Origin of the sequence: Ursidibacter arcticus (assembly GCF_009761375.1) — a bacterium.
Classification (GTDB): Bacteria; Pseudomonadota; Gammaproteobacteria; order Enterobacterales; family Pasteurellaceae; genus Ursidibacter; species Ursidibacter arcticus.
The window spans coordinates 1-18936 of sequence record NZ_LEKM01000206.1 but is presented as its reverse complement, the minus strand read 5'-3'; the positions used below and the strand labels follow the sequence as shown (position 1 = coordinate 18936).

The following is an 18936-nucleotide window of genomic DNA, read 5'->3' as shown; positions in this document are numbered from 1 at the left end:
GCAACTGCTACATAATACCGTATACTTGTGAAATAGCCTGTTCTAGTGCTGAAAACGTTTCAAAATGTTTGCCATAAAAAATCTGCACCTTAATTTTTTGGTTGTTTAGTCCAACTTTTGGGGTGCAGATCAAAATTAGGTGCTTTTAAATCAATATGTTATTTTACAATGGTAAGCTCGCGTACTTTTAGCTCAGTTTTGTTCCATTCACTATCAATTTCACCATAAAGACGAACTTTATCTTGCGAAGAAACATTTTGACCACGCCAAATGTGATTGTCAATTTCCACACGAATCTGACCGCTTTCATCTGCGATAATGTATTCATCATTATCAATTTGGCTTAAAATTCTACCTTCAATAGTCACATAGCTGTCATCACGAGCAGATAATGCCTGCTTTATACTAATAGTTTGTGATGGAGTGTTTGCACCAAAAGTTTGCTGGTGATGTGTTGGGTTATTATTACACGCAGTTAAGCCTAAAACTGCGGTAGCGATTGAGATAGCTACTAATTTTTTCATATCTTACTCCGAATTAACGAGAAATACGTTTTACATCAATTTCAGTTCTGCCATCATCTTTATCAACTTGCCCGTAGATTCTTACTTTAGTTTTTGGTGTTGCTTGTAAGCCACCCCATAAATCGTCATCAATTTCTACACGAATCTGACCTGTTGAATCTTTGAAAGTGTATTTTTCATCGCCAACTTTGTTTACAATATAACCACTTAATGAAACATAGGTGTCGTCATAGGCTTTTTTCGCTTGTGCAACGGTTGAAACGTTTTGTGTAGATCCACCGTTGCCACCGTTAAAACCGCCATTATTTGAATTGCCTTGGAACCCAGCAAATGCTGATGTAGAAAGTGCTAAAGCAGCAGTTAAAGCGATTAATTTTTTCATTAAAAATCTCCAAAAGATTAAAGTTAAAAAATGTAGAAATGTTCTACTTCGTGTTTACGGTGCTATTAGACCAGCAAAATCTTAAAAAAATCTTAAGAAATTAAAAATCTTGATTTTTATTCGAATGCATAACCTTGTGATGCAAGTTCTTGTTCATCTAAATAGGCTTTGCCATTTTTTAAACATAGTCTATTACTACAAAACCATTCAATAACAAGAGGATAGCAACGATGTTCTTGTTCATATACTCGTTCAATAACATTCTCTAATTCATCATCAGGATAGATTGGTACTTTGGCTTGAAGAATGATTGCTCCACCATCTACTTCTTCATTCACAAAATGAATTGTCATACCGTGCTCGGTATCGCCAGCGTCCATTGCTCGTTGATGCGTATTTAAACCAGCATATTTAGGCAGTAAAGAAGGATGAATATTAATAACTTTGCCTGTAAAACGTTGAGTAAATTCAGGTGTAAGAATTTTCATATAGCCTGCAAGTACAATCAAATCAGCATTTAGCTGTTCAATTTTTTCGGCAATTGCGGTATCCATTGCGAGATTATCTGTAAATTGTTTACGAGAAAAGACAAAGGTAGGAATATTTGCTTTTTCTGCTCGAGCTAAACCGTAAGCGGTGGCTTTATTGGATATAACGGCGACAATTTTTCCGTCAATATAGCCAGAAGTAGTTGCATCAATAATAGCTTGTAAATTTGACCCATTACCTGAAATCAGGACGACAATATTTTTCATATTTTGTAAATTTTAAGAAAAAAAGAACCGCTTGCACTTTTGCAAGCGGTTAGTTTAAGGAAATATTTTACAGAATTTCCACTTGTTCTGCATTTGGTTCACGATTTTCGATTTTACCAATCACCCAAGCATTTTCACCTGCTTGTTTAAGTAAGGCTAATGCGGTTTCAACATCGGCATTTGGTAATGCAATAACCATACCAACACCGCAGTTAAATGTGCGATACATTTCATAGCGACTAATGTTACCTTTCTCTTGTAACCATTTGAATGCAGGTTGCCATTCCCAACTTGCTTCATTGATAACCGCTTTCACATTTTGTGGTAATACGCGAGGGATATTTTCCCAGAAGCCACCGCCTGTTAAGTGAGCAATAGCGTGTACATCTGTTTGTTTAATTAGTTGTAAAATCGATTTAACGTAAATCTTGGTTGGTGCTAAGAAGTGTTCGCTTAATGGTTTACCTTCAAGTAGATCTTCTGCTTTTGCACCACTGACTTCTAATACCTTACGGATCAGAGAGTAGCCATTTGAGTGAGGTCCACTTGAGCCTAATGCGATGAGAGTATCGCCAACTTTAACGTTTGAACCGTCAATAATCTCAGATTTCTCAACAACACCAACACAGAAACCCGCCAGATCATAATCGCCAGCGTGATACATTCCTGGCATTTCTGCGGTTTCCCCCCCCACTAATGCACAACCAGATTGTTCACAGCCATTCGCAATACCTTTAATCACAGAGCTTGCGACATCAACATCAAGTTTACCTGTTGCGTAATAATCTAAAAAGAAGAGTGGTTCTGCACCTTGCACAACAAGATCGTTCACACACATCGCAACTAAATCAATCCCGATAGTATCGTGTTTGTTTAAATCAATAGCAAGGCGTAATTTTGTGCCTACGCCATCTGTACCAGATACTAAGATAGGCTCTTTATATTTGGTTGGTAATGCACATAACGCACCAAAACCACCCAATCCACCCATCACTTCAGGGCGACGTGTACGTTTAACATCTGCTTTAATTCGTTCGACTAATTCATTACCTGCGTGAATATCAACGCCTGCATCTTTATAACTTAGTTGTGTTGTCACAGAAAAAACCTCATAAAATAAAAAGACGGCAAATTATATCATTAAAGCAAACGTTTGCGGTAGCAAAATAACATTAAAAACAATAATTACTCTTTAAAAAATCAGTAGCGTTAGAAAAATTCATTTGCTAAATGCTAAGACTTCTGCTATTTATACGCGCCTTTAAAAAGCCCCTAAAAGCTGTAGTTGTATTATTAGGGAAATATCACAAAAAACAGGAGTGATCTATGACTAAAGTGGCAAACCCCACTTCGCTTAGTTTATTGGCTTTGGCTGGTGTAAATCCTTATCAACTAGGCAAAGATGAAGAATATATGGATGATGCTCAAATTGAGCATTTCCGCAAAATTTTAAAAGCGTGGCACGCACAAATAATGGAAGAAGCAGAGCGTACAAAGAGTCAAATGCAAGACGATGTAACTAACTTTGCAGATCCTGCTGATCGTGCGACCCAAGAGGAAGAGTTTAGCTTAGAGTTGCGTAATCGTGATCGTGAGCGTAAATTACTTAAAAAAATTGAACAGACGTTAATTAAACTTGATTCTGGTGATTATGGCTACTGCGATGCTTGTGGTGTAGAAATCGGTTTAAAACGTTTAGAAGCACGTCCAACAGCGGATTTATGTATTGATTGTAAAACACTTGCTGAAATCCGTGAAAAACAAATGGGCGGCTAATTAAATTAGTGAGATAAAAAAGCGGATAGCAATGGCTATCCTCTTTTTTATTGATAAATTTTTGTCTCCAAATTTGAGGTGTCTTATTTTAAATTATATTAAGTCGCTTTTTTCTCGCCCAAAGAAGAGCAAAAAGCAATCGCTTGTCGAAACAACCGAATTACAATCTTCTACGAATGTAGAACATTTTGTACCAAATAAAGCAGATGTGCATTCAGGGGAGAAGAAAAAACGTCATAGTAAATCCCATCAGCAAGCTATACCTGCACATATTTTGCATAAAAAATTTACAGTGAATGCAAGTCAGTTTGGTATCGGATTAAAAAACTTTCCAAATAATGCTATTTCTATTGTAACCAAATTACAGAAAAGTGGTTATGAGGCCTACATTGTGGGTGGTTGTATTCGTGATTTACTGCTAGGTTATAAAGCGAAGGATTTTGATATTGCAACCAATGCTCGCCCAGAAGAAATTCAGAAAATTTTTGGTCGTCAATGCCGTTTAATTGGTCGCCGCTTTCGTTTAGCACATATTGTATATGGTCGAGAAATTTACGAAGTGGCTACTTTCCGAGCGGAACACCACAGTAATGCTAACGAAAAGATGTCAAAAACGAGCGATTCAGGAATGTTATTGCGTGATAATGTTTATGGTACTTTGCGTGAAGATGCAGAACGCCGAGATTTTAGCGTCAATGCACTCTATTACGATGTTACGCATAATTTAATTTTTGACTTTTTCAATGGTATTGAAGATCTTAAAGCGAGTCGTTTATCACTAATTGGTGATCCTGTTATTCGTTATCAGGAAGATCCAGTAAGAATGTTGCGTGCTGTACGTTTTATGGCAAAACTAGATATGTTTTTAGTGCGTGAAAGTGATGAACCTATCCGCAAAATGACACATCTGCTTAGCCACATTCCGCCAGCTCGTTTATTTGATGAATCACTCAAATTATTACAATCAGGTTATGGGTTGAAAACCTATGAATTGATGCGTAAATATGGCTTATTTGAACAATTATTCCCTGTTTTAGCCCCATTTTTTACTGAAAAGAGTGATTCCAATACAGAGAGAATGATTGTAAAAGCACTAAATTCAACAGATGAACGTATTCGTGATAATTTAAGAGTCAATCCTGCATTTTTATTTGCTGCATTATTATGGTATCCACTGCGTGAAAAAATTGATGAATTGAAAAATGAAGGAGGCTTAAATAGCCACGATGCAATGATGTTAGCAGCTAATGAGATTTTGGCTCAAAGTGCTAGAGCGGTTGCTTTACATCGTCGTTATACTTCCGTTATTCGCGATATTTGGGCTTTACAGTTCCAATTTCCAAAACGTACAGGTAAACGTCCACACCAGACATTAGAGCATATCAAATTTAGAGCAGGCTTTGACTTGCTAGTAATGCGAGCAGAAATTGAAGGTGGTGATTTAGTCGAATTAAGTGCGTGGTGGCACGAATTCCAGTTTAGCAATGAAAACCAACGTGGTGATATGCTGAAAAATGTGAAGAGTATCCCGACTTTTCGTGATGAAGAACCGAAGAAAAAACGCAAGCCACGCCGTAAATTCTACCGTAAGAAGAAATCAGTGAGTGGTAACGGTAACAATCAGCATCAAGGATCTTAATATAAAATGGAAAAATCAGTACATACGGTGTATGTAGCATTAGGCTCTAACTTAGAGAGTCCTATTGATCAGCTTAAACAAGCGGTAGGATCACTACAAACATTTGCAAAAAATTTATGCGTTAGCCCTTTTTATGGCAGTAAACCACTCGGGCCACAAGATCAACCTGATTATGTAAATGCAGTTGTAAAATTTGATACGGATCTAACCGCTATTGAATTACTAGATAAATTGCAGAGTATCGAAAATGAGCAAGGTAGAATACGTTTACGCCGTTGGGGTGAACGTACTTTAGACTTGGATATTTTGCTTTATGGAGATCAGCAAATTCAAACAGAAAGATTAACTGTTCCCCATTATGATATGCACAACCGAGAGTTTGTGATTGTGCCTTTGTATGATCTTACTCCTGATCTACAACTACCAAATGGGCAAAGATTATCAGATCTTTATCAACAATTTAAACAGCATCAAATGGTTGTGTTAAGCAAATAACCTTTGAAAACAGCGAGAGCTAAATCTACTTTAAAAAAATAGGGATTTATGCTATTTTCACCACAATTTTTATCAATTAAGGCAATATAAATGTCAATTACATTAACAACCAAACAAAAACAATACTTAAAAAGTTTAGCTCACCATTTAAACCCCGTTGTAATGCTAGGTGGTAATGGATTAACCGAAGGTGTGCTAGCTGAAATTGAAAATGCACTTAATCATCACGAGTTGATTAAAGTAAAAATTGCAGGGGCAGATCGTGAAGTAAAACAGCTTATTATTGATGCGATTGTGCGAGAAACCAAAGCTGTATCTGTGCAAACAATCGGGCACGTTTTAGTGTTATATCGTCAAAGTGAAGAGAAGAAAATTCATTTACCGAAAGCAACAAAAGCGATTTAATTTGCAAATTTTAATGATGAACAGACCGCTTGTTAGCCAAGCGGTTTTTTTATAAAACGTAGTTTTTATAAGGGTAATGGCGTGATCAAAAAACTCACATTTTTTACATTTTTGATGTTAATTATTCCACTTGCGACTTGGGTAATCGGTTGGCAATGGGCGTTGGATACCAATTTACAGATGTCGGAGCTAGATTTTGGGCTGTTTATTCTTACTGAAACGGGTTCCACGCCTTATGCTCTAATTACTTGCGTACTGTTTATGCTATGGCTAATGTGGCTTACTCGTAAACGTTATTCGTGGTTCTTAGTTGGTTTTATTTGTGCAAGTTCTGTGGTCGGCACACAAATTATCAAAGAAGGGGCAAAAGCGGTATTTAAAGAACCACGTCCTTTTGTGACGCAGATGTTCCAAACAGAAACAGAAGGTTTTTATGCGTTACCAAAAGTTGAACAAGAAAAACAGGTTTTAACCTTTAGCCAACCTGATATCTCGTTTGTAACGGAACATCAAGCCGATGAATTAGGCTATTCTTTCCCTTCTGGGCATACGATTTTTGCGGTATCTTGGCTATTAGTCTTTGCAGGCTTTTTATTTGGATTAAGTGGACAAGCGGTTATTTTGACTCAAATTTTTGCAATTTTATGGGCTGGTTTGATGTTGATCAGCCGTTTACGTTTGGGAATGCATTATCCTATTGATCTATTTGTTAGTACCTTGATCTCGTGGTTATTCCACTTGATCGTTTTCGTTTGGGTAATTCCTTATCTATCACAATGGCAATGGTTTAAAAAGAGAGGGTAACAATGAACTATTATTATGGCTTAGACATTGGCGGAACAAAAATTGAGCTTGCAGTATTTAATGACAAATTAGAGAAATTATATAGCGAACGTGTACCTACCCCACAGACTAGTTATGAAGATTGGTTATATACCATTGAAACTTTAGTGGGTAATGCCGATGCAAAATTTGGTACTAAAGGTTCAGTTGGGTTGGGATTACCAGGTTTTGTAAATCGTGAGACGGGCGTTGCTGAGATTACTAATATCAAAGTAGCAGACGGCAAAACCATTATTAAAGATTTGACCGAACGTTTAGGGCGAGAAGTCCGAGCTGAGAACGATGCTAACTGTTTTGCCCTTTCAGAAGCGTGGGACGAAAATAATCAGCAATACTCAACAGTGTTAGGCTTAATTTTAGGTACGGGTTTTGGTGGTGGATTTGTTTTTGACGGTAAAATCCATTCGGGACGTATCGGAATGGCGGGAGAAGTTGGGCATATTCAACTTAATTATCACGCACTCAAATTATTGGGGTGGGATAATGCACCAATCTATCCTTGTGGCTGTGGTAATCGTGCTTGCTTGGATACCTATCTCTCTGGGCGTGGTTTTGAAATGCTTTATCGTGATTTGGTGGGTGAAGCGATTGATGCCAAAACAATTATTACCCGTTTCCATCAAGGTGATGAAAAAACGGTTAAGTTTGTCGGAATGTTTATTGAGCTAATGGCAACTAGTATCGGTAATCTCATTACTGCGTTAGATCCCGATATGATCGTTTTTGGTGGTGGTTTATCTAATTTTGATTACATTTATGATGCTTTACCAAAAGCATTACCACCACATTTAATGCGTAGTGCAAAAGTACCCGTATTTAAGAAAGCCATTCACGGTGATTCAGGTGGTGTTCGTGGTGCGGCTGCGTTATTCTTAAAATAAATAGATAAGGCGATACAATGAATAAGCTCCCTATCAGTGTTACGATGCTGGTTAAAAATGCAGAAAAATACTTAGCACAAAGTCTGCAAAGTCTATCTAATTTTGCAGAAATTGTTGTGTTGGATAATGGTTCAACAGATAATTCCTTAGCGATTGCAAGCCAGTTTGATAATGTCAAAATTCACCATCATTCTTTTATTGGTTTTGGACCAATGAAAAACCTAGCAGCAAGTTTGGCAAGCTATGATTGGATTATCAATGTAGATAGCGATGAAATTTTTTCTGCTGAATTGGTTGAAGAAATTCGTCAGCTAGATCTTAGTCAAATAAATAAGGTTTATGCAATTTTGCGGATCAACCATTATCGAGGTAAGCCGATTAAAACGTGTGGTTGGTATCCTGATTATGTGAAAAGAATGTATCATCGAACAGTCGTGGAATTTAATGATAAACAGGTTCACGAATCGTTAGTCATTGATAAACATATTGAAACAATTAGATTAAAACAGCATTTTCTGCATTATTCTTTTGATGGTGCGGAAGGGTTAATCAATAAGATGCAACAATATACGAGCTTGTTTGCTAAACAGCAGCAATTTCGTAAACGTAGTTCGATATTCAGTGCAGTTTCACACGGTATTTCTGCTTTCTTCAAAAATTATATTTTAAAAAAAGGGATTTTATCTGGTACGGACGGTTTCGTAATTTCATTTGCTAATGCCTGTGGTTCTTATTACAAATATGTCAAATTAAATGAAGCTAATCAGAAACTGACGACTTCATTGATTATTACTACCTACAATCGCCCCGATGCGTTGGAAGCCGTATTACATTCGGTATTGCACCAGAGAGTAATGCCAAATGAAGTGATTGTAGCAGATGATGGCTCAAGAGAAGATACGCGTGCAGTCATTAACCGTTTACAGCAGGTTTTCCCTATTCCATTAAAACACGCTTGGCAAGAAGACGATGGTTTTCGTTTAGCACAATCTCGTAATCAAGCATTAGCAATGGCGGAGAACGATTATATTGTGATTATTGATGGTGATATGGTCTTACACCCTGAATTTATTGCAGATCATAGAAATGCTGCCAAAAAAGGTTTATTTGTACAAGGTGGAAGAGTAGTTTTAACTGAAGAAAAAACCGCAAAACTGTTACAAAATCCGACCGCTTACAGACCATTAAAATGGTATGAAAAAGGCTTGGAGAAACGCCTAGAAAAACGCTTATCTGCGTTACATTTACCATTGGTATCATCATTATTTTTACGCAAAGAGAAACAAAATCTTCACGCAGTGCGTGGTTGCAATATGGCATTTTTCAAAGAAGATGCGGTTGCAATTAACGGTTTTAATAATGATTTTGTCGGTTGGGGACGTGAAGATAGCGAATTTGTTGTACGTTTCTTTAATAATGGTGGAAAACGAGCTAATCTTAAATTTGCTGCCATTGCTTATCATCTATGGCATTACGAAGCTGCTCGTGCATCATTACCAGAAAATGATAGATTACTTAATCACGCTATTGGTGAAAAACAGAAATGGTGTGAGAATGGTTTAGCACAAATTAAATGAGATATGGTGAATGGGCATTGAGTTGCCCATTTATTTTTTATAAGCGATATTGGAGACAAAATGTTAAAGATTATCCCTATTCCTGCATTATCAGATAATTATATTTGGTTGATACAACATCAAAATGAAGTCGTGATTGTCGATCCTAGTGAAGCGAGAAAGGTGTTAGATTATCTTGCAAAAAATCAGCTTAATCCTACCGCTATTTTATTAACGCATAATCATCGTGATCATACTGACGGCGTACCTGAATTACTATCACATTATCCGAGTTTGGCGGTTTATGGCTCATCGGAAGTTAGCGGATTAGCTACTCGCCTTGTAGAGCCAGAAGAGCATTTTTCCTTGTGGGAGTATGATGTTCGAGTGATTGAAAGTGCAGGGCATACCGAAAAACATATCAGCTATTTAGTGGGTAATCGTTGGTTATTTTGTGGTGATGCATTATTTTCTGGCGGTTGTGGCAGGGTTTTTACAGGGAATTACCAAGCTCAATTTGATACTCTACAACGTTTTAATGCTTTACCTGATTGGGTTGAGGTCTATGCAGGCCACGAATATACTCAAAGTAATTTAAAATTTGCACAAGCAGTAATGCCAAATAGTTGTATGTTATTTGAGTATCAAGAACGAGCGGATATATTGCGTTCTCATCATAAGCCCACTTTACCAACCACGATTGGTATTGAAAAGCAAATCAATCCATTTTTGAAAGCAGAAAATGTAGAGACATTCATTCAATTACGTCAGCAAAAGGATAATTTTTAATAACAACGCAAAAGTTAAAACCATTTTTAGAAGTGCGTTGCTTATGATATATTAGCGAAATTTTGCATTAGGCAAATAAATTGATTTAATAGAGAGTATTTCAGTGAATTTTGACCCACTTAATATGCCACAACACGTTGCAATTATTATGGATGGTAATGGACGTTGGGCAAAACAGCAAGGTAAACTGCGTATTTTTGGCCATCAAAATGGGGTTAAAGCGGTCAGATCCGCTGTAAATTTTGCAGCAAAGCATCAAATTAAGGTGCTGACGCTTTATGCTTTCAGTAGTGAAAATTGGAACAGACCTGAAGCTGAAGTATCTGCGTTAATGACGCTTTTTATGAAAGCCTTAGACTCAGAAGTTAAAAAATTGCACCAAAATAATATTTGCTTAAAAATTATTGGGGATAAATCTCGTTTTAGTGAGAGTTTGCAGAAACGTATTGAACAGTCAGAACAGCTTACTTCTCAAAATACAGGGCTTATTTTGAATATCGCTGCCAATTATGGTGGTTATTGGGATATTGTAAACGCGGCAAAACAACTGGCAACAGAAGTTAAACAAGGTATTCTTGAAATTGAACAAATTACCCCAGATCGTTTTCAGCAAGCATTAGTCACAGAAGACCAGCCGCAAGTAGATTTGCTTATTCGAACCAGTGGCGAACAGCGTATTAGTAATTTTTTATTATGGCAGATTGCGTACGCCGAGCTATTTTTTAGCTCAGTACTATGGCCTGATTTTAATGAAGAGCATTTTGCTGAAGCAATTAGAGCCTATCAACAACGTGATCGCCGATTTGGTGGTTGTTAATTTATATAATTTAAAAAGGAATGAAAAATGCTTAAACAACGTGTTCTATCTGCAATTGTAATGATTGCTGTTGCATTGATGGCATTATTTTGGCTTTCTCCATTATTTTTTACTCTAGCATTATCTGTTATTGTTGTATTAGGAATGTGGGAGTGGGCGCAGTTTGTTGGTTTTAAGCGACCGATTGCTCGTGCTTTAGTCGCATTTATGACGGCAGGTTTGCTCTTTTTTCCGATTATTGCTGCAACAGATTATATTCAAGCAGCAAAATTTCTAACCGATAGCACAACACCTTTTCTTTTCTTAGGGTGTATTTGGTGGGTTATAGCCACTCTATTAGTTGTTTCTTACCCGAAATCATCAAATTTTTGGTCTAAATCAGTGAGTGCAAAATTTATTTTTGGGTTTTGTACACTTATTCCATTTATGTTAGGTACTTTAGCATTACGTTTCTATCAATATAATAGTAATGAATATCAAGGTACTTTCTTATTGCTTTATGTTTTCTTATTAGTTTGGGGGGCGGACTCAGGTGCGTATTTTGCTGGGCGAGCTTTTGGCAAGCATAAACTAGCACCAAAAGTGTCACCTGGTAAATCTTGGGAAGGGGCTATTGGTGGTGTTCTTACTTCTGCTTTAATTGCAATCATTTTCTTACAGTGTACTCTAACAGATGTTTTCGGACGAGAGTTAAATACAATTTCATTCGTGATTCTCTCAACGATTACAGTGGCAATTTCGGTATTAGGTGATTTAAGTGAAAGTATGTTTAAACGTCAGGCAGGGATAAAAGATAGTAGTAACTTAATTCCAGGGCACGGCGGTATTTTAGATCGTATCGATAGTTTAACAGCGGCTGTGCCTATATTCGCCACAGGTTTTTTCTTCTTTTTATAATAGGATAGCGTGTGACCTCAATTCTAGCTTTCTTTGTTCTCATTTGCGTATTAGTTTTTGTGCACGAATACGGGCACTTCTGGGCAGCTCGAAAATGTGGTGTAAAAGTACTCCGCTTTTCTATTGGTTTTGGCAAAGTACTATGGCGAAAAAAAGATAAACAAGGGACTGAATTTGTTTTTTCGCTCATTCCATTGGGTGGATATGTTCAGATGTACAATGGTGAGCCAGAATATCAGCTAGCGGAAAATCAATCACTACAAAGTAAAACGGTAAAACAGCGTGCATTCATTATTGCGGCTGGACCTATGGCTAATTTTTTATTTGCGATATTGGCATATTGGAGTGTTTTTGTTATTGGTATGCCAACAGTAAAGCCAGTGGTCGGAAGTGTTATTCCTGACTCTATCGCAGCTAAAGCAGGCGTATTGCCAGAGTTTGAGATTACTCAAGTGAATGGACGTAATGTCTTAGATTGGGAAGATACAACCTTAGCTTTAATTGGTAAGGTTGGTTCTAAAGATGTTGAGATCTCAGGGCAGTTAATAGACGAAACCAGTCCAAAACGTTTTTACTTGGATTTAACACAGTGGCAAGTGGAAGGACATAAACAAAGTCCATTAACCACCTTAGGTATTCGCCCAAAAAGTGCAGTGATTGAACCAATTATCAAGCAAGTAGTCGAACAATCGCCCGCAGATAAGGCAGATCTACGAGCAGGGGATAAGATAATATCTGTTAATCAACAGGAATTTGATTGGCTAAATTTGGTTGAGCAGATTCAATTAGGTAAAGAAGTTGAATTTATTATTGAGCGAGCAGGGGAAAGAAAAACTTTATCGGTAATGCCTGTTAAATCAGATAAAAATGAACGTTATGTAATTGGAATTACACCAACCTATGAACCCCTAGCGGATAAGTATCGAACTGAACTAAAGTATGATATGCTTGCAGGGTTGCAAAAAAGCTTTGAAAAAGTATGGTCGCTAATTAAAAGCATTCTGCAATTTATTGGCAATTTAATTACAGGCGAACTCTCTATTAAGAATATGGGCGGGCCTATTTCAATGGCAAAAGGTGCTGGCACTACGGCTGAAATTGGGTTTGTTTATTATCTAAGTTTTATGGCATTGATTAGTGTTAATCTTGGTGTAATGAATCTTTTCCCTATTGTACCGCTAGATGGTGGGCGATTATTATTACTGGCTGGAGAGGCTATTCGAGGCAAACCATTGTCAGAGAAAGTTGAAATTAATTTCCAGAAATTAGGAATGGCTTTTGTATTAAGCTTGATGATTTTTGCGTTATTTAATGATTTAGTACACTTTTAACCAAATAAGCGGTTAGATTTTTTAAAAATTTTACAAATGAATAGGAATTTTCAATGAAAAAACTATTACTTTCGACATTATTGATGGCAAATGGCGTTGCTTTTGCAGCACCATTTGTAGTGAAAGATATTCGTATTGAAGGCGTGCAAGCTGAAACGGGTGCAACTATTATTCCAACTTTACCTGTAAGAGTTGGGCAAACTGCAACAGATAATGACGTTGCTAATGTTGTCAGACAGTTATTTTCTCAAAACCGTTTCCAAGATGTACGAGCAACTCGAGATGGTAATGTGCTTGTTATCAAAGTTGTACCACACGCGGTTATCAATAATGTCGATATTAAAGGTAACTCTGCAATCCCTAAAGAGCCTTTAGAGCAAAATTTAAAAGCAAATTTAATTACACGCGGTGAAGTGTTTGATGCGGCAAAATTAGAGAGTTTTAAAGCAGCCTTGTTAGAACACTATCATTCTATTGGTCGTTATAATGCAAAAATTGATACAAATATTACTAATAGCGAAAATGGCGGTGTAAATATCCAATTGGATATTAAGGAAGATGAAGTCTCTTACGTTAAGACGATTAATTTTGAAGGTAACAATGTATTTAGTTCAAAAGAATTGCTTAAACAGTTAGAAATTCAACCTGATGTTTCTTGGTGGAATATTTTCTCAAGTAGTAAATTCCAACAACCTGTATATCAGCAAGATATTGAGGCATTACAAAATTTCTATATGAATCAAGGTTATGCGAAATTTGCATTGGAAAATGCTGATGTGAAATTTAGCGATAATAAAGAAGAAGTTTATTTAACCTACAAAATTAATGAAGGGGATAAATATAACATCAGTGAGATTCGTATTATCGGTAATACTGGCAATATGGATAAAGAGCTAAACGCACTATTGAAGGATTTTAAGCCAAACCAGCAGTTCCGTCGCGATGAGCTTGCTAAGATTGAAGATGCAATTAAAGACGTACTAGGCGATGGTGGTTTTGCTTCCGCTAAAGTTGATGTATATCCAGATTTTGATGATGAAAGTAAAACCGTTAGAATTAACTATGTAGTTGAAGCGGGTAGCCGAATTTATGTACGTCAAATTCGCTTTGAAGGAAATACTGTTACTGCGGATTCAACATTACGTCGTGAAATGCGTCAGCAAGAAGGTGCTTGGTTATCAACAGGTCTAGCTCATTTAGGAAAAGCTCGTTTAGAACGTACAGGCTTCTATGAAACAGTAGATATGAGTTTCCCTACTGTGCAAGATAAGCCAGATCAGGTTGATATATTGTATAAAATTAAAGAACGCAGTACAGGAAGCATTAACTTTGGTATTGGATATGGTACAGAAAGTGGTTTAAGTTACCAAGCAGGTATTAAACAAGATAACTTTTTAGGTATGGGGTCAACCATTAGTTTAAATGGTACTCGTAATGATTATGGAACAAGTCTTAATTTAGGCTATACAGAACCTTATTTCACTAAAGATGGTGTAAGTTTAGGGGGGAATGTTTTCTATGAAGACTACGATAACTCTAAAAATGATCGTGCATCAAGCTATAAGCGTCGTACTTATGGTGTAAATGGTACTTTAGGATTTCCAGTTGATGAAAATAACTCTTACTATTTAGGATTAGGCTATACCCACGATGTGATCAAAAATGCACAACGAGAATTTGGGCGAGAGTTATATGTAAACTCAATGAAAATCCCATTTGATGTCAATAGTAATGTGTATAAGAAAATTAAAGCAGATGATTTTGATTTCTCATTTGGGTGGAACTATAACAGCTTAGATCGTGGTTTCTTACCTCGTAAGGGATCTGTTGCGAGTATTGGAGGTAAGATTACTATTCCTGGATCTGATAATAAATACTACAAATTAAGTGCTGATTTTAAAAATTATTTCCCACTTAATCGTGAGCAGAAATGGATTATTTCAACTAAAGTTGGATTAGCTTATGCTAATGGCATTGGTGGTAGAAAATTACCGTTCTATCAAAACTATACAGCAGGAGGTATTGGATCTCTGAGAGGTTTTGGATACGGAGTTATTGGACCTAAAGCAATTTACTTAAATGAACAGAAAACAGCGTTTAATGTTATAAATGGTGATATTGTAGGTGGTAATGCAATGGCAACTGCAAGTGTAGAATTGATTATGCCAACGCCATTTGTGAGTGAAAAATACCAACATAACGTAAGAACATCACTGTTTGCAGATGCAGCAACTGTGTGGGATACGAAGTGGAAATCTAACAAAGCTATCTACCCAACCTTAGATAACGGTGATTACAAACGAGTAAGGGCTTCTGCAGGTCTTGCGTTCCAGTGGAATTCACCAATTGGTCCTTTAGTGTTTTCTTATGCTAAGCCAATTAAGAAATATACTGGTGATGAAATTGAGCAATTCCAATTTAGTATTGGTGGCTCATTCTAATTAGTTAATTAAGCGGTAAGATTAGGTTTATTTTTTGTAAATACTGGTCTTATCGCCTTGTTTCAAATAAATGTTAAATTAAGGAAATTTATGAAAAATTTATTCAAAATCACAACAGTGGCGACTATTTTAGCGTTATCACAAACTGCGAATGCGAACGAAAAAATTGGGTTTGCTGATCCTAACTATCTATTACAAAATCATCCTGCAATGCTAGATGCAGCAGCTAAATTTGATCAGTTTATGAAAGAAACTGAGAAAAAATTTGCAGAGGAAGGCAAAAAATTAGAAGCGGAAGATAAAGAGTTAGTTGCGGAACGCAATAAAATTGAAGAAGATGCTCAAAAATTACAAAAAGAGCAAAGTACTTTAGAAGCATCATTAAAGAAAAAAGTTGCGGCTTTAGAAAAAGATGCACCAAGATTACGAGCTAAGGAGATAAAAGCTCGTCAAGATGCAATCAATGCAGAGCAAAAAGCTTTCCAAAATAAAGTTGCTGCAATTCAAAAACGTGAAAGTGAATTTGCTAAGAAAGCCGAAGCCTTCCAAAAGCAAGCGGTTGCTTTCCAAGAAAAATTAGCAAAAGAGCAACAAAATAGTGGTATTGATTCAAATGAAATTCAAAAGAAAGCAGTAGATGAAATCAATGTAGCGATTAAGGCACTAGCAGAGAAAAAAGGCTATACTTTAGTGTTATCGCCAGCAGTTGCACTTTATGCAAAAGATGAAAAATCAGATATTACCGAAGAAATCTTAACTGAATTAAAAGCAAATAATGCAGCACAGGCTACTAGTCAGCAAGAAGAGAAAAAAGCTGAAACACAGGCTAAATAATGATGAAAACATTCCGTTTAATTGAATTAGCGGAGCAAATCGGCGGCACCTTAAGGGGTAACGCCGATTTAGTCATTTCTAGTATCGCCCCGCTAGATAAAGCTCAACAGAACCAAATTACCTTTATTTCTAATGCAAAATATCGTAACCAGTTAGTAAGTAGTAATGCAGGTGCGATTATTGTCAATGAGTCAGATGTTGAATTCTGTGCAGAGCAACAGAACATTATCATTGTTAAAAATCCGTATGTTGCTTATGCAACACTTGCACAATATATGGATTCTACACCGAAACCTGCAGAGAATATTTCCCCTTCAGCTGTTATCGCCGAAGACGCTAAACTAGGACAGAATGTCTCAATTGGTGCAAATGCGGTAATTGAAAGTGGTGTAGAATTAGGCGATGATGTTATTATCGGTGCAGGTTGCTTTGTTGGTAAACATAGTAAAATTGGTGCTAGAACAAAATTATGGGCCAATGTAGCTGTTTACCATAATGTACACATTGGTAGTGATTGTTTGATTCAATCATCTGCGGTTATCGGTAGTGATGGTTTCGGTTATGCGAATGAAAAAGGGCAGTGGATCAAAATTCCACAAACTGGAGGGGTGATTATTGGTAATCGTGTAGAAATCGGTGCTTGCACTTGTATTGACAGAGGTGCGTTAGATCCGACAGTGATCGAAGATAATGTGATTATTGATAATCTTTGCCAAATTGCCCACAATGTCCATATTGGCTTTGGAACTGCCGTTGCTGGTGGTGTGATTATGGCAGGAAGCTTAAAAGTCGGTAAATTCTGCCAAATCGGTGGGGCAAGTGTTATCAATGGGCATATGGAAATTTGTGATGGTGCTATTATTACAGGAATGGGAATGGTAATGCGTCCTATCACAGAAAAAGGAATTTATTCATCAGGTATCCCATTACAACCTAACAAAGAGTGGCGTAAAACAGCAACACTTACGATGAATATTGATAAAATCAATGAGCGATTAAAAGCCGTTGAGAAACAATTAAAAGAGTAGTTTTTATAGATTTATTTAGAGGAACTTTCCGTGTCAGAAATTCGTGAACCTAAAATCGTTGAAATTGATGAAATTATGCAACTATTACCACATCGTTACCCATTTCTAATGGTCGATAGAGTAATTGATTTTGAAGAAGGAAAATGGCTTACCGCAATTAAGAATGTGAGTGTCAATGAGCCTTGTTTTACGGGGCATTTTCCTGAGAAACCTATTTTCCCTGGTGTATTAATTATGGAAGCATTAGCGCAATCTATGGGAATTTTAGCATTTAAAACACGAGAGTTAGAAAAAGGTTCGCTATTTTATTTTGCGGGTATTGATAATGCACGTTTTAAAAAACCAGTAGTACCAGGCGATCAAATGACATTACACGTTGAAGTGATTAAAGAAGTAAGAGGGATTACTCGCTTTAGCGGCACTGCATCTGTTGATGGTAAAGTTGTTTGTGAAGCAGAATTAATGTGTGCTCGTAAATAATAAAGCCCTTAAGGAGACTATTATGCAAGGTATTGATTCTTCAGCAAAAATAAGTCCACTTGCTGTTATTGAAGATGGTGCGACAATTGGGGCAAATGTAGAAATTGGGCCTTTTTGTGTGATTGGCAAAGATGTCAAAATCGGAGCAAGAACAAAAATCCATTCCCACGTTGTAATTCAAGGGGATACACAAATTGGTGAGGATAATCAAATCTTCCAATTTGCGAGTATTGGCGAAATTAACCAAGATTTAAAATATCAAGGTGAACCAACAAAAACTATTATTGGTGATCGTAATCGAATTCGAGAAAGTGTGACGATTCATCGTGGAACAGTACAAGGTGGTGGAATTACCAAAGTCGGTGATGATAATTTATTTATGATCAACTGCCATATTGCACACGATTGTACTATTGGTAATCGTTGCATTATTGCTAATAATGGCACTCTCGCAGGACACGTTACCCTTGATGATTTTGTTATTGTCGGTGGAATGTCTGCCATTCATCAATTCGTTGTGATAGGTTCTCATGTTATGCTTGGCGGTGGTTCAATGGTAAGCCAAGATGTGCCACCTTATGTAATGGCACAAGGAAATCACGCTCAGCCTTTTGGCGTGAACTTAGAAGGTTTAAAACGTAGGGGATTTGAAAAAGCAACGATGCACGCTATCCGCAATGTATATAAATTGATTTATCGTAGCGGTAAAACCCTTGAAGAAGTGATTCCTGAAATCGAGCAATACGCCAAGACAGAAGCAGCAGTTAGCTTGTTTTTAGACTTCTTTAAACGCTCTACTCGTGGGATTATTCGATAATTTAGGTAGTTTAATTAAATTAGCATATTAATATAAAGGTGTAATGGACAAAAATGTGGGATTTTTGTCCATTTTCTTTTCAAGTGGACAAAAGTGTGGGATCTCCATTATATTTTTGATCGTTAATTGCTTTTCTTATTCAAAAAATCCTTTATAAACATAATCTTACGTTTTTTGCTTAATCCATTGTGATTATTTAATTTTCGTTTTAGTTCACTAAATAATCCTTCAAGCCTATTTGTCGTT

Annotated in this window: 20 protein-coding genes; 16 read left to right on the top strand and 4 right to left on the bottom strand. The window is 36.7% G+C overall.

What is annotated here, in order from left to right:
* Positions 1–158: 158 nt before the first annotated feature.
* From A1D25_RS09555 to purM, 4 genes are all read right to left on the bottom strand, one after another.
* Positions 159–524 (bottom strand): YgiW/YdeI family stress tolerance OB fold protein, encoded by a 366-nt coding sequence (locus tag A1D25_RS09555; protein ID WP_157395444.1) that lies wholly within the window; start codon positions 522–524, stop codon positions 159–161.
* A gap of 13 nt (positions 525–537) precedes the next feature.
* Positions 538–906, bottom strand: a complete 369-nt coding sequence (locus A1D25_RS09550) for a NirD/YgiW/YdeI family stress tolerance protein (protein WP_157395443.1) — start codon at positions 904–906, stop codon at positions 538–540.
* 116 nt (positions 907–1022) lie between these two features.
* Complete coding sequence (purN, locus tag A1D25_RS09545) at positions 1023–1661, bottom strand: phosphoribosylglycinamide formyltransferase (RefSeq protein WP_157395442.1); 639 nt, start codon at positions 1659–1661, stop codon at positions 1023–1025.
* 67 nt (positions 1662–1728) lie between these two features.
* Positions 1729–2760 (bottom strand): phosphoribosylformylglycinamidine cyclo-ligase, encoded by a 1032-nt coding sequence (gene purM / locus A1D25_RS09540; RefSeq protein ID WP_157395441.1) that lies wholly within the window; start codon positions 2758–2760, stop codon positions 1729–1731.
* Positions 2761–2987: 227 nt separating this feature from the next.
* Here purM and dksA point away from each other — a divergent pair, with 227 nt between their 5' ends.
* The 16 genes from dksA to lpxA all read left to right on the top strand — a co-directional run bounded on the left by dksA (position 2988) and on the right by lpxA (position 18690).
* Complete coding sequence (gene dksA / locus A1D25_RS09535) at positions 2988–3437, top strand: RNA polymerase-binding protein DksA (protein ID WP_157395440.1); 450 nt, start codon at positions 2988–2990, stop codon at positions 3435–3437.
* A gap of 73 nt (positions 3438–3510) precedes the next feature.
* On the top strand, positions 3511–5076 hold the full coding sequence (gene pcnB, locus A1D25_RS09530) for a polynucleotide adenylyltransferase PcnB (RefSeq protein WP_240327148.1): 1566 nt from the start codon (positions 3511–3513) through the stop codon (positions 5074–5076).
* A 6-nt stretch (positions 5077–5082) separates the two neighbouring features.
* Positions 5083–5571, top strand: coding sequence for a 2-amino-4-hydroxy-6-hydroxymethyldihydropteridine diphosphokinase (gene folK / locus A1D25_RS09525; RefSeq protein WP_157395439.1), 489 nt, complete (start codon positions 5083–5085; stop codon positions 5569–5571).
* A gap of 90 nt (positions 5572–5661) precedes the next feature.
* Positions 5662–5976, top strand: a complete 315-nt coding sequence (yhbY, locus tag A1D25_RS09520) for a ribosome assembly RNA-binding protein YhbY (RefSeq protein ID WP_157395438.1) — start codon at positions 5662–5664, stop codon at positions 5974–5976.
* A gap of 114 nt (positions 5977–6090) precedes the next feature.
* Positions 6091–6780, top strand: a complete 690-nt coding sequence (locus A1D25_RS09515) for a phosphatase PAP2 family protein (RefSeq protein ID WP_205420606.1) — start codon at positions 6091–6093, stop codon at positions 6778–6780.
* 2 nt (positions 6781–6782) lie between these two features.
* Positions 6783–7700 carry an N-acetylglucosamine kinase gene (gene nagK, locus A1D25_RS09510; protein WP_157395436.1) on the top strand — a complete coding sequence of 306 codons (918 nt, stop codon included), beginning with the start codon at positions 6783–6785 and terminating at the stop codon, positions 7698–7700.
* A 17-nt stretch (positions 7701–7717) separates the two neighbouring features.
* Positions 7718–9277 (top strand): glycosyltransferase family 2 protein, encoded by a 1560-nt coding sequence (locus A1D25_RS09505; protein WP_157395435.1) that lies wholly within the window; start codon positions 7718–7720, stop codon positions 9275–9277.
* 60 nt (positions 9278–9337) lie between these two features.
* Complete coding sequence (gloB, locus tag A1D25_RS09500) at positions 9338–10045, top strand: hydroxyacylglutathione hydrolase (protein WP_157395434.1); 708 nt, start codon at positions 9338–9340, stop codon at positions 10043–10045.
* Between the two features lie 103 nt (positions 10046–10148).
* Positions 10149–10862: a polyprenyl diphosphate synthase gene (uppS, locus tag A1D25_RS09495; protein WP_157395433.1), complete on the top strand. Its 714-nt coding sequence runs from the start codon at positions 10149–10151 to the stop codon at positions 10860–10862.
* Between the two features lie 27 nt (positions 10863–10889).
* Positions 10890–11759, top strand: a complete 870-nt coding sequence (locus tag A1D25_RS09490) for a phosphatidate cytidylyltransferase (RefSeq protein WP_157395432.1) — start codon at positions 10890–10892, stop codon at positions 11757–11759.
* Positions 11760–11770: 11 nt separating this feature from the next.
* The gene (gene rseP / locus A1D25_RS09485) at positions 11771–13090 is read left to right on the top strand and encodes an RIP metalloprotease RseP (RefSeq protein ID WP_157395431.1); all 1320 of its coding nucleotides are present in this window, start codon (positions 11771–11773) and stop codon (positions 13088–13090) included.
* Positions 13091–13143: 53 nt separating this feature from the next.
* Positions 13144–15531 (top strand): outer membrane protein assembly factor BamA, encoded by a 2388-nt coding sequence (bamA, locus tag A1D25_RS09480; protein ID WP_157395430.1) that lies wholly within the window; start codon positions 13144–13146, stop codon positions 15529–15531.
* 90 nt (positions 15532–15621) lie between these two features.
* Complete coding sequence (locus tag A1D25_RS09475; protein ID WP_157395429.1) at positions 15622–16365, top strand: OmpH/Skp family outer membrane protein; 744 nt, start codon at positions 15622–15624, stop codon at positions 16363–16365.
* Between the two features lie 2 nt (positions 16366–16367).
* A complete protein-coding gene (gene lpxD / locus A1D25_RS09470; protein WP_157395446.1) occupies positions 16368–17393 on the top strand; it encodes a UDP-3-O-(3-hydroxymyristoyl)glucosamine N-acyltransferase in 1026 nt (341 codons plus the stop codon).
* A 30-nt stretch (positions 17394–17423) separates the two neighbouring features.
* Complete coding sequence (fabZ, locus tag A1D25_RS09465; protein ID WP_275895813.1) at positions 17424–17873, top strand: 3-hydroxyacyl-ACP dehydratase FabZ; 450 nt, start codon at positions 17424–17426, stop codon at positions 17871–17873.
* A gap of 22 nt (positions 17874–17895) precedes the next feature.
* On the top strand, positions 17896–18690 hold the full coding sequence (gene lpxA / locus A1D25_RS09460; RefSeq protein WP_157395428.1) for an acyl-ACP--UDP-N-acetylglucosamine O-acyltransferase: 795 nt from the start codon (positions 17896–17898) through the stop codon (positions 18688–18690).
* Positions 18691–18936: the final 246 nt, after the last annotated feature.

What these genes read in the sequence shown, in the direction of transcription:
- A1D25_RS09505 (WP_157395435.1), top strand. Translation starts at nt 7,718, where the DNA reads ATGAATAAGCTCCCTATCAGTGTTACGATGCTGGTTAAAAATGCAGAA.
- A1D25_RS09550 (WP_157395443.1), bottom strand. Translation starts at nt 906, where the DNA reads ATGAAAAAATTAATCGCTTTAACTGCTGCTTTAGCACTTTCTACATCA.
- A1D25_RS09475 (WP_157395429.1), top strand. Translation starts at nt 15,622, where the DNA reads ATGAAAAATTTATTCAAAATCACAACAGTGGCGACTATTTTAGCGTTA.
- dksA (WP_157395440.1), top strand. Translation starts at nt 2,988, where the DNA reads ATGACTAAAGTGGCAAACCCCACTTCGCTTAGTTTATTGGCTTTGGCT.
- A1D25_RS09490 (WP_157395432.1), top strand. Translation starts at nt 10,890, where the DNA reads ATGCTTAAACAACGTGTTCTATCTGCAATTGTAATGATTGCTGTTGCA.
- A1D25_RS09515 (WP_205420606.1), top strand. Translation starts at nt 6,091, where the DNA reads ATGTTAATTATTCCACTTGCGACTTGGGTAATCGGTTGGCAATGGGCG.
- folK (WP_157395439.1), top strand. Translation starts at nt 5,083, where the DNA reads ATGGAAAAATCAGTACATACGGTGTATGTAGCATTAGGCTCTAACTTA.
- lpxA (WP_157395428.1), top strand. Translation starts at nt 17,896, where the DNA reads ATGCAAGGTATTGATTCTTCAGCAAAAATAAGTCCACTTGCTGTTATT.
- gloB (WP_157395434.1), top strand. Translation starts at nt 9,338, where the DNA reads ATGTTAAAGATTATCCCTATTCCTGCATTATCAGATAATTATATTTGG.
- purN (WP_157395442.1), bottom strand. Translation starts at nt 1,661, where the DNA reads ATGAAAAATATTGTCGTCCTGATTTCAGGTAATGGGTCAAATTTACAA.
- nagK (WP_157395436.1), top strand. Translation starts at nt 6,783, where the DNA reads ATGAACTATTATTATGGCTTAGACATTGGCGGAACAAAAATTGAGCTT.
- A1D25_RS09555 (WP_157395444.1), bottom strand. Translation starts at nt 524, where the DNA reads ATGAAAAAATTAGTAGCTATCTCAATCGCTACCGCAGTTTTAGGCTTA.
- bamA (WP_157395430.1), top strand. Translation starts at nt 13,144, where the DNA reads ATGAAAAAACTATTACTTTCGACATTATTGATGGCAAATGGCGTTGCT.
- yhbY (WP_157395438.1), top strand. Translation starts at nt 5,662, where the DNA reads ATGTCAATTACATTAACAACCAAACAAAAACAATACTTAAAAAGTTTA.
- lpxD (WP_157395446.1), top strand. Translation starts at nt 16,368, where the DNA reads ATGAAAACATTCCGTTTAATTGAATTAGCGGAGCAAATCGGCGGCACC.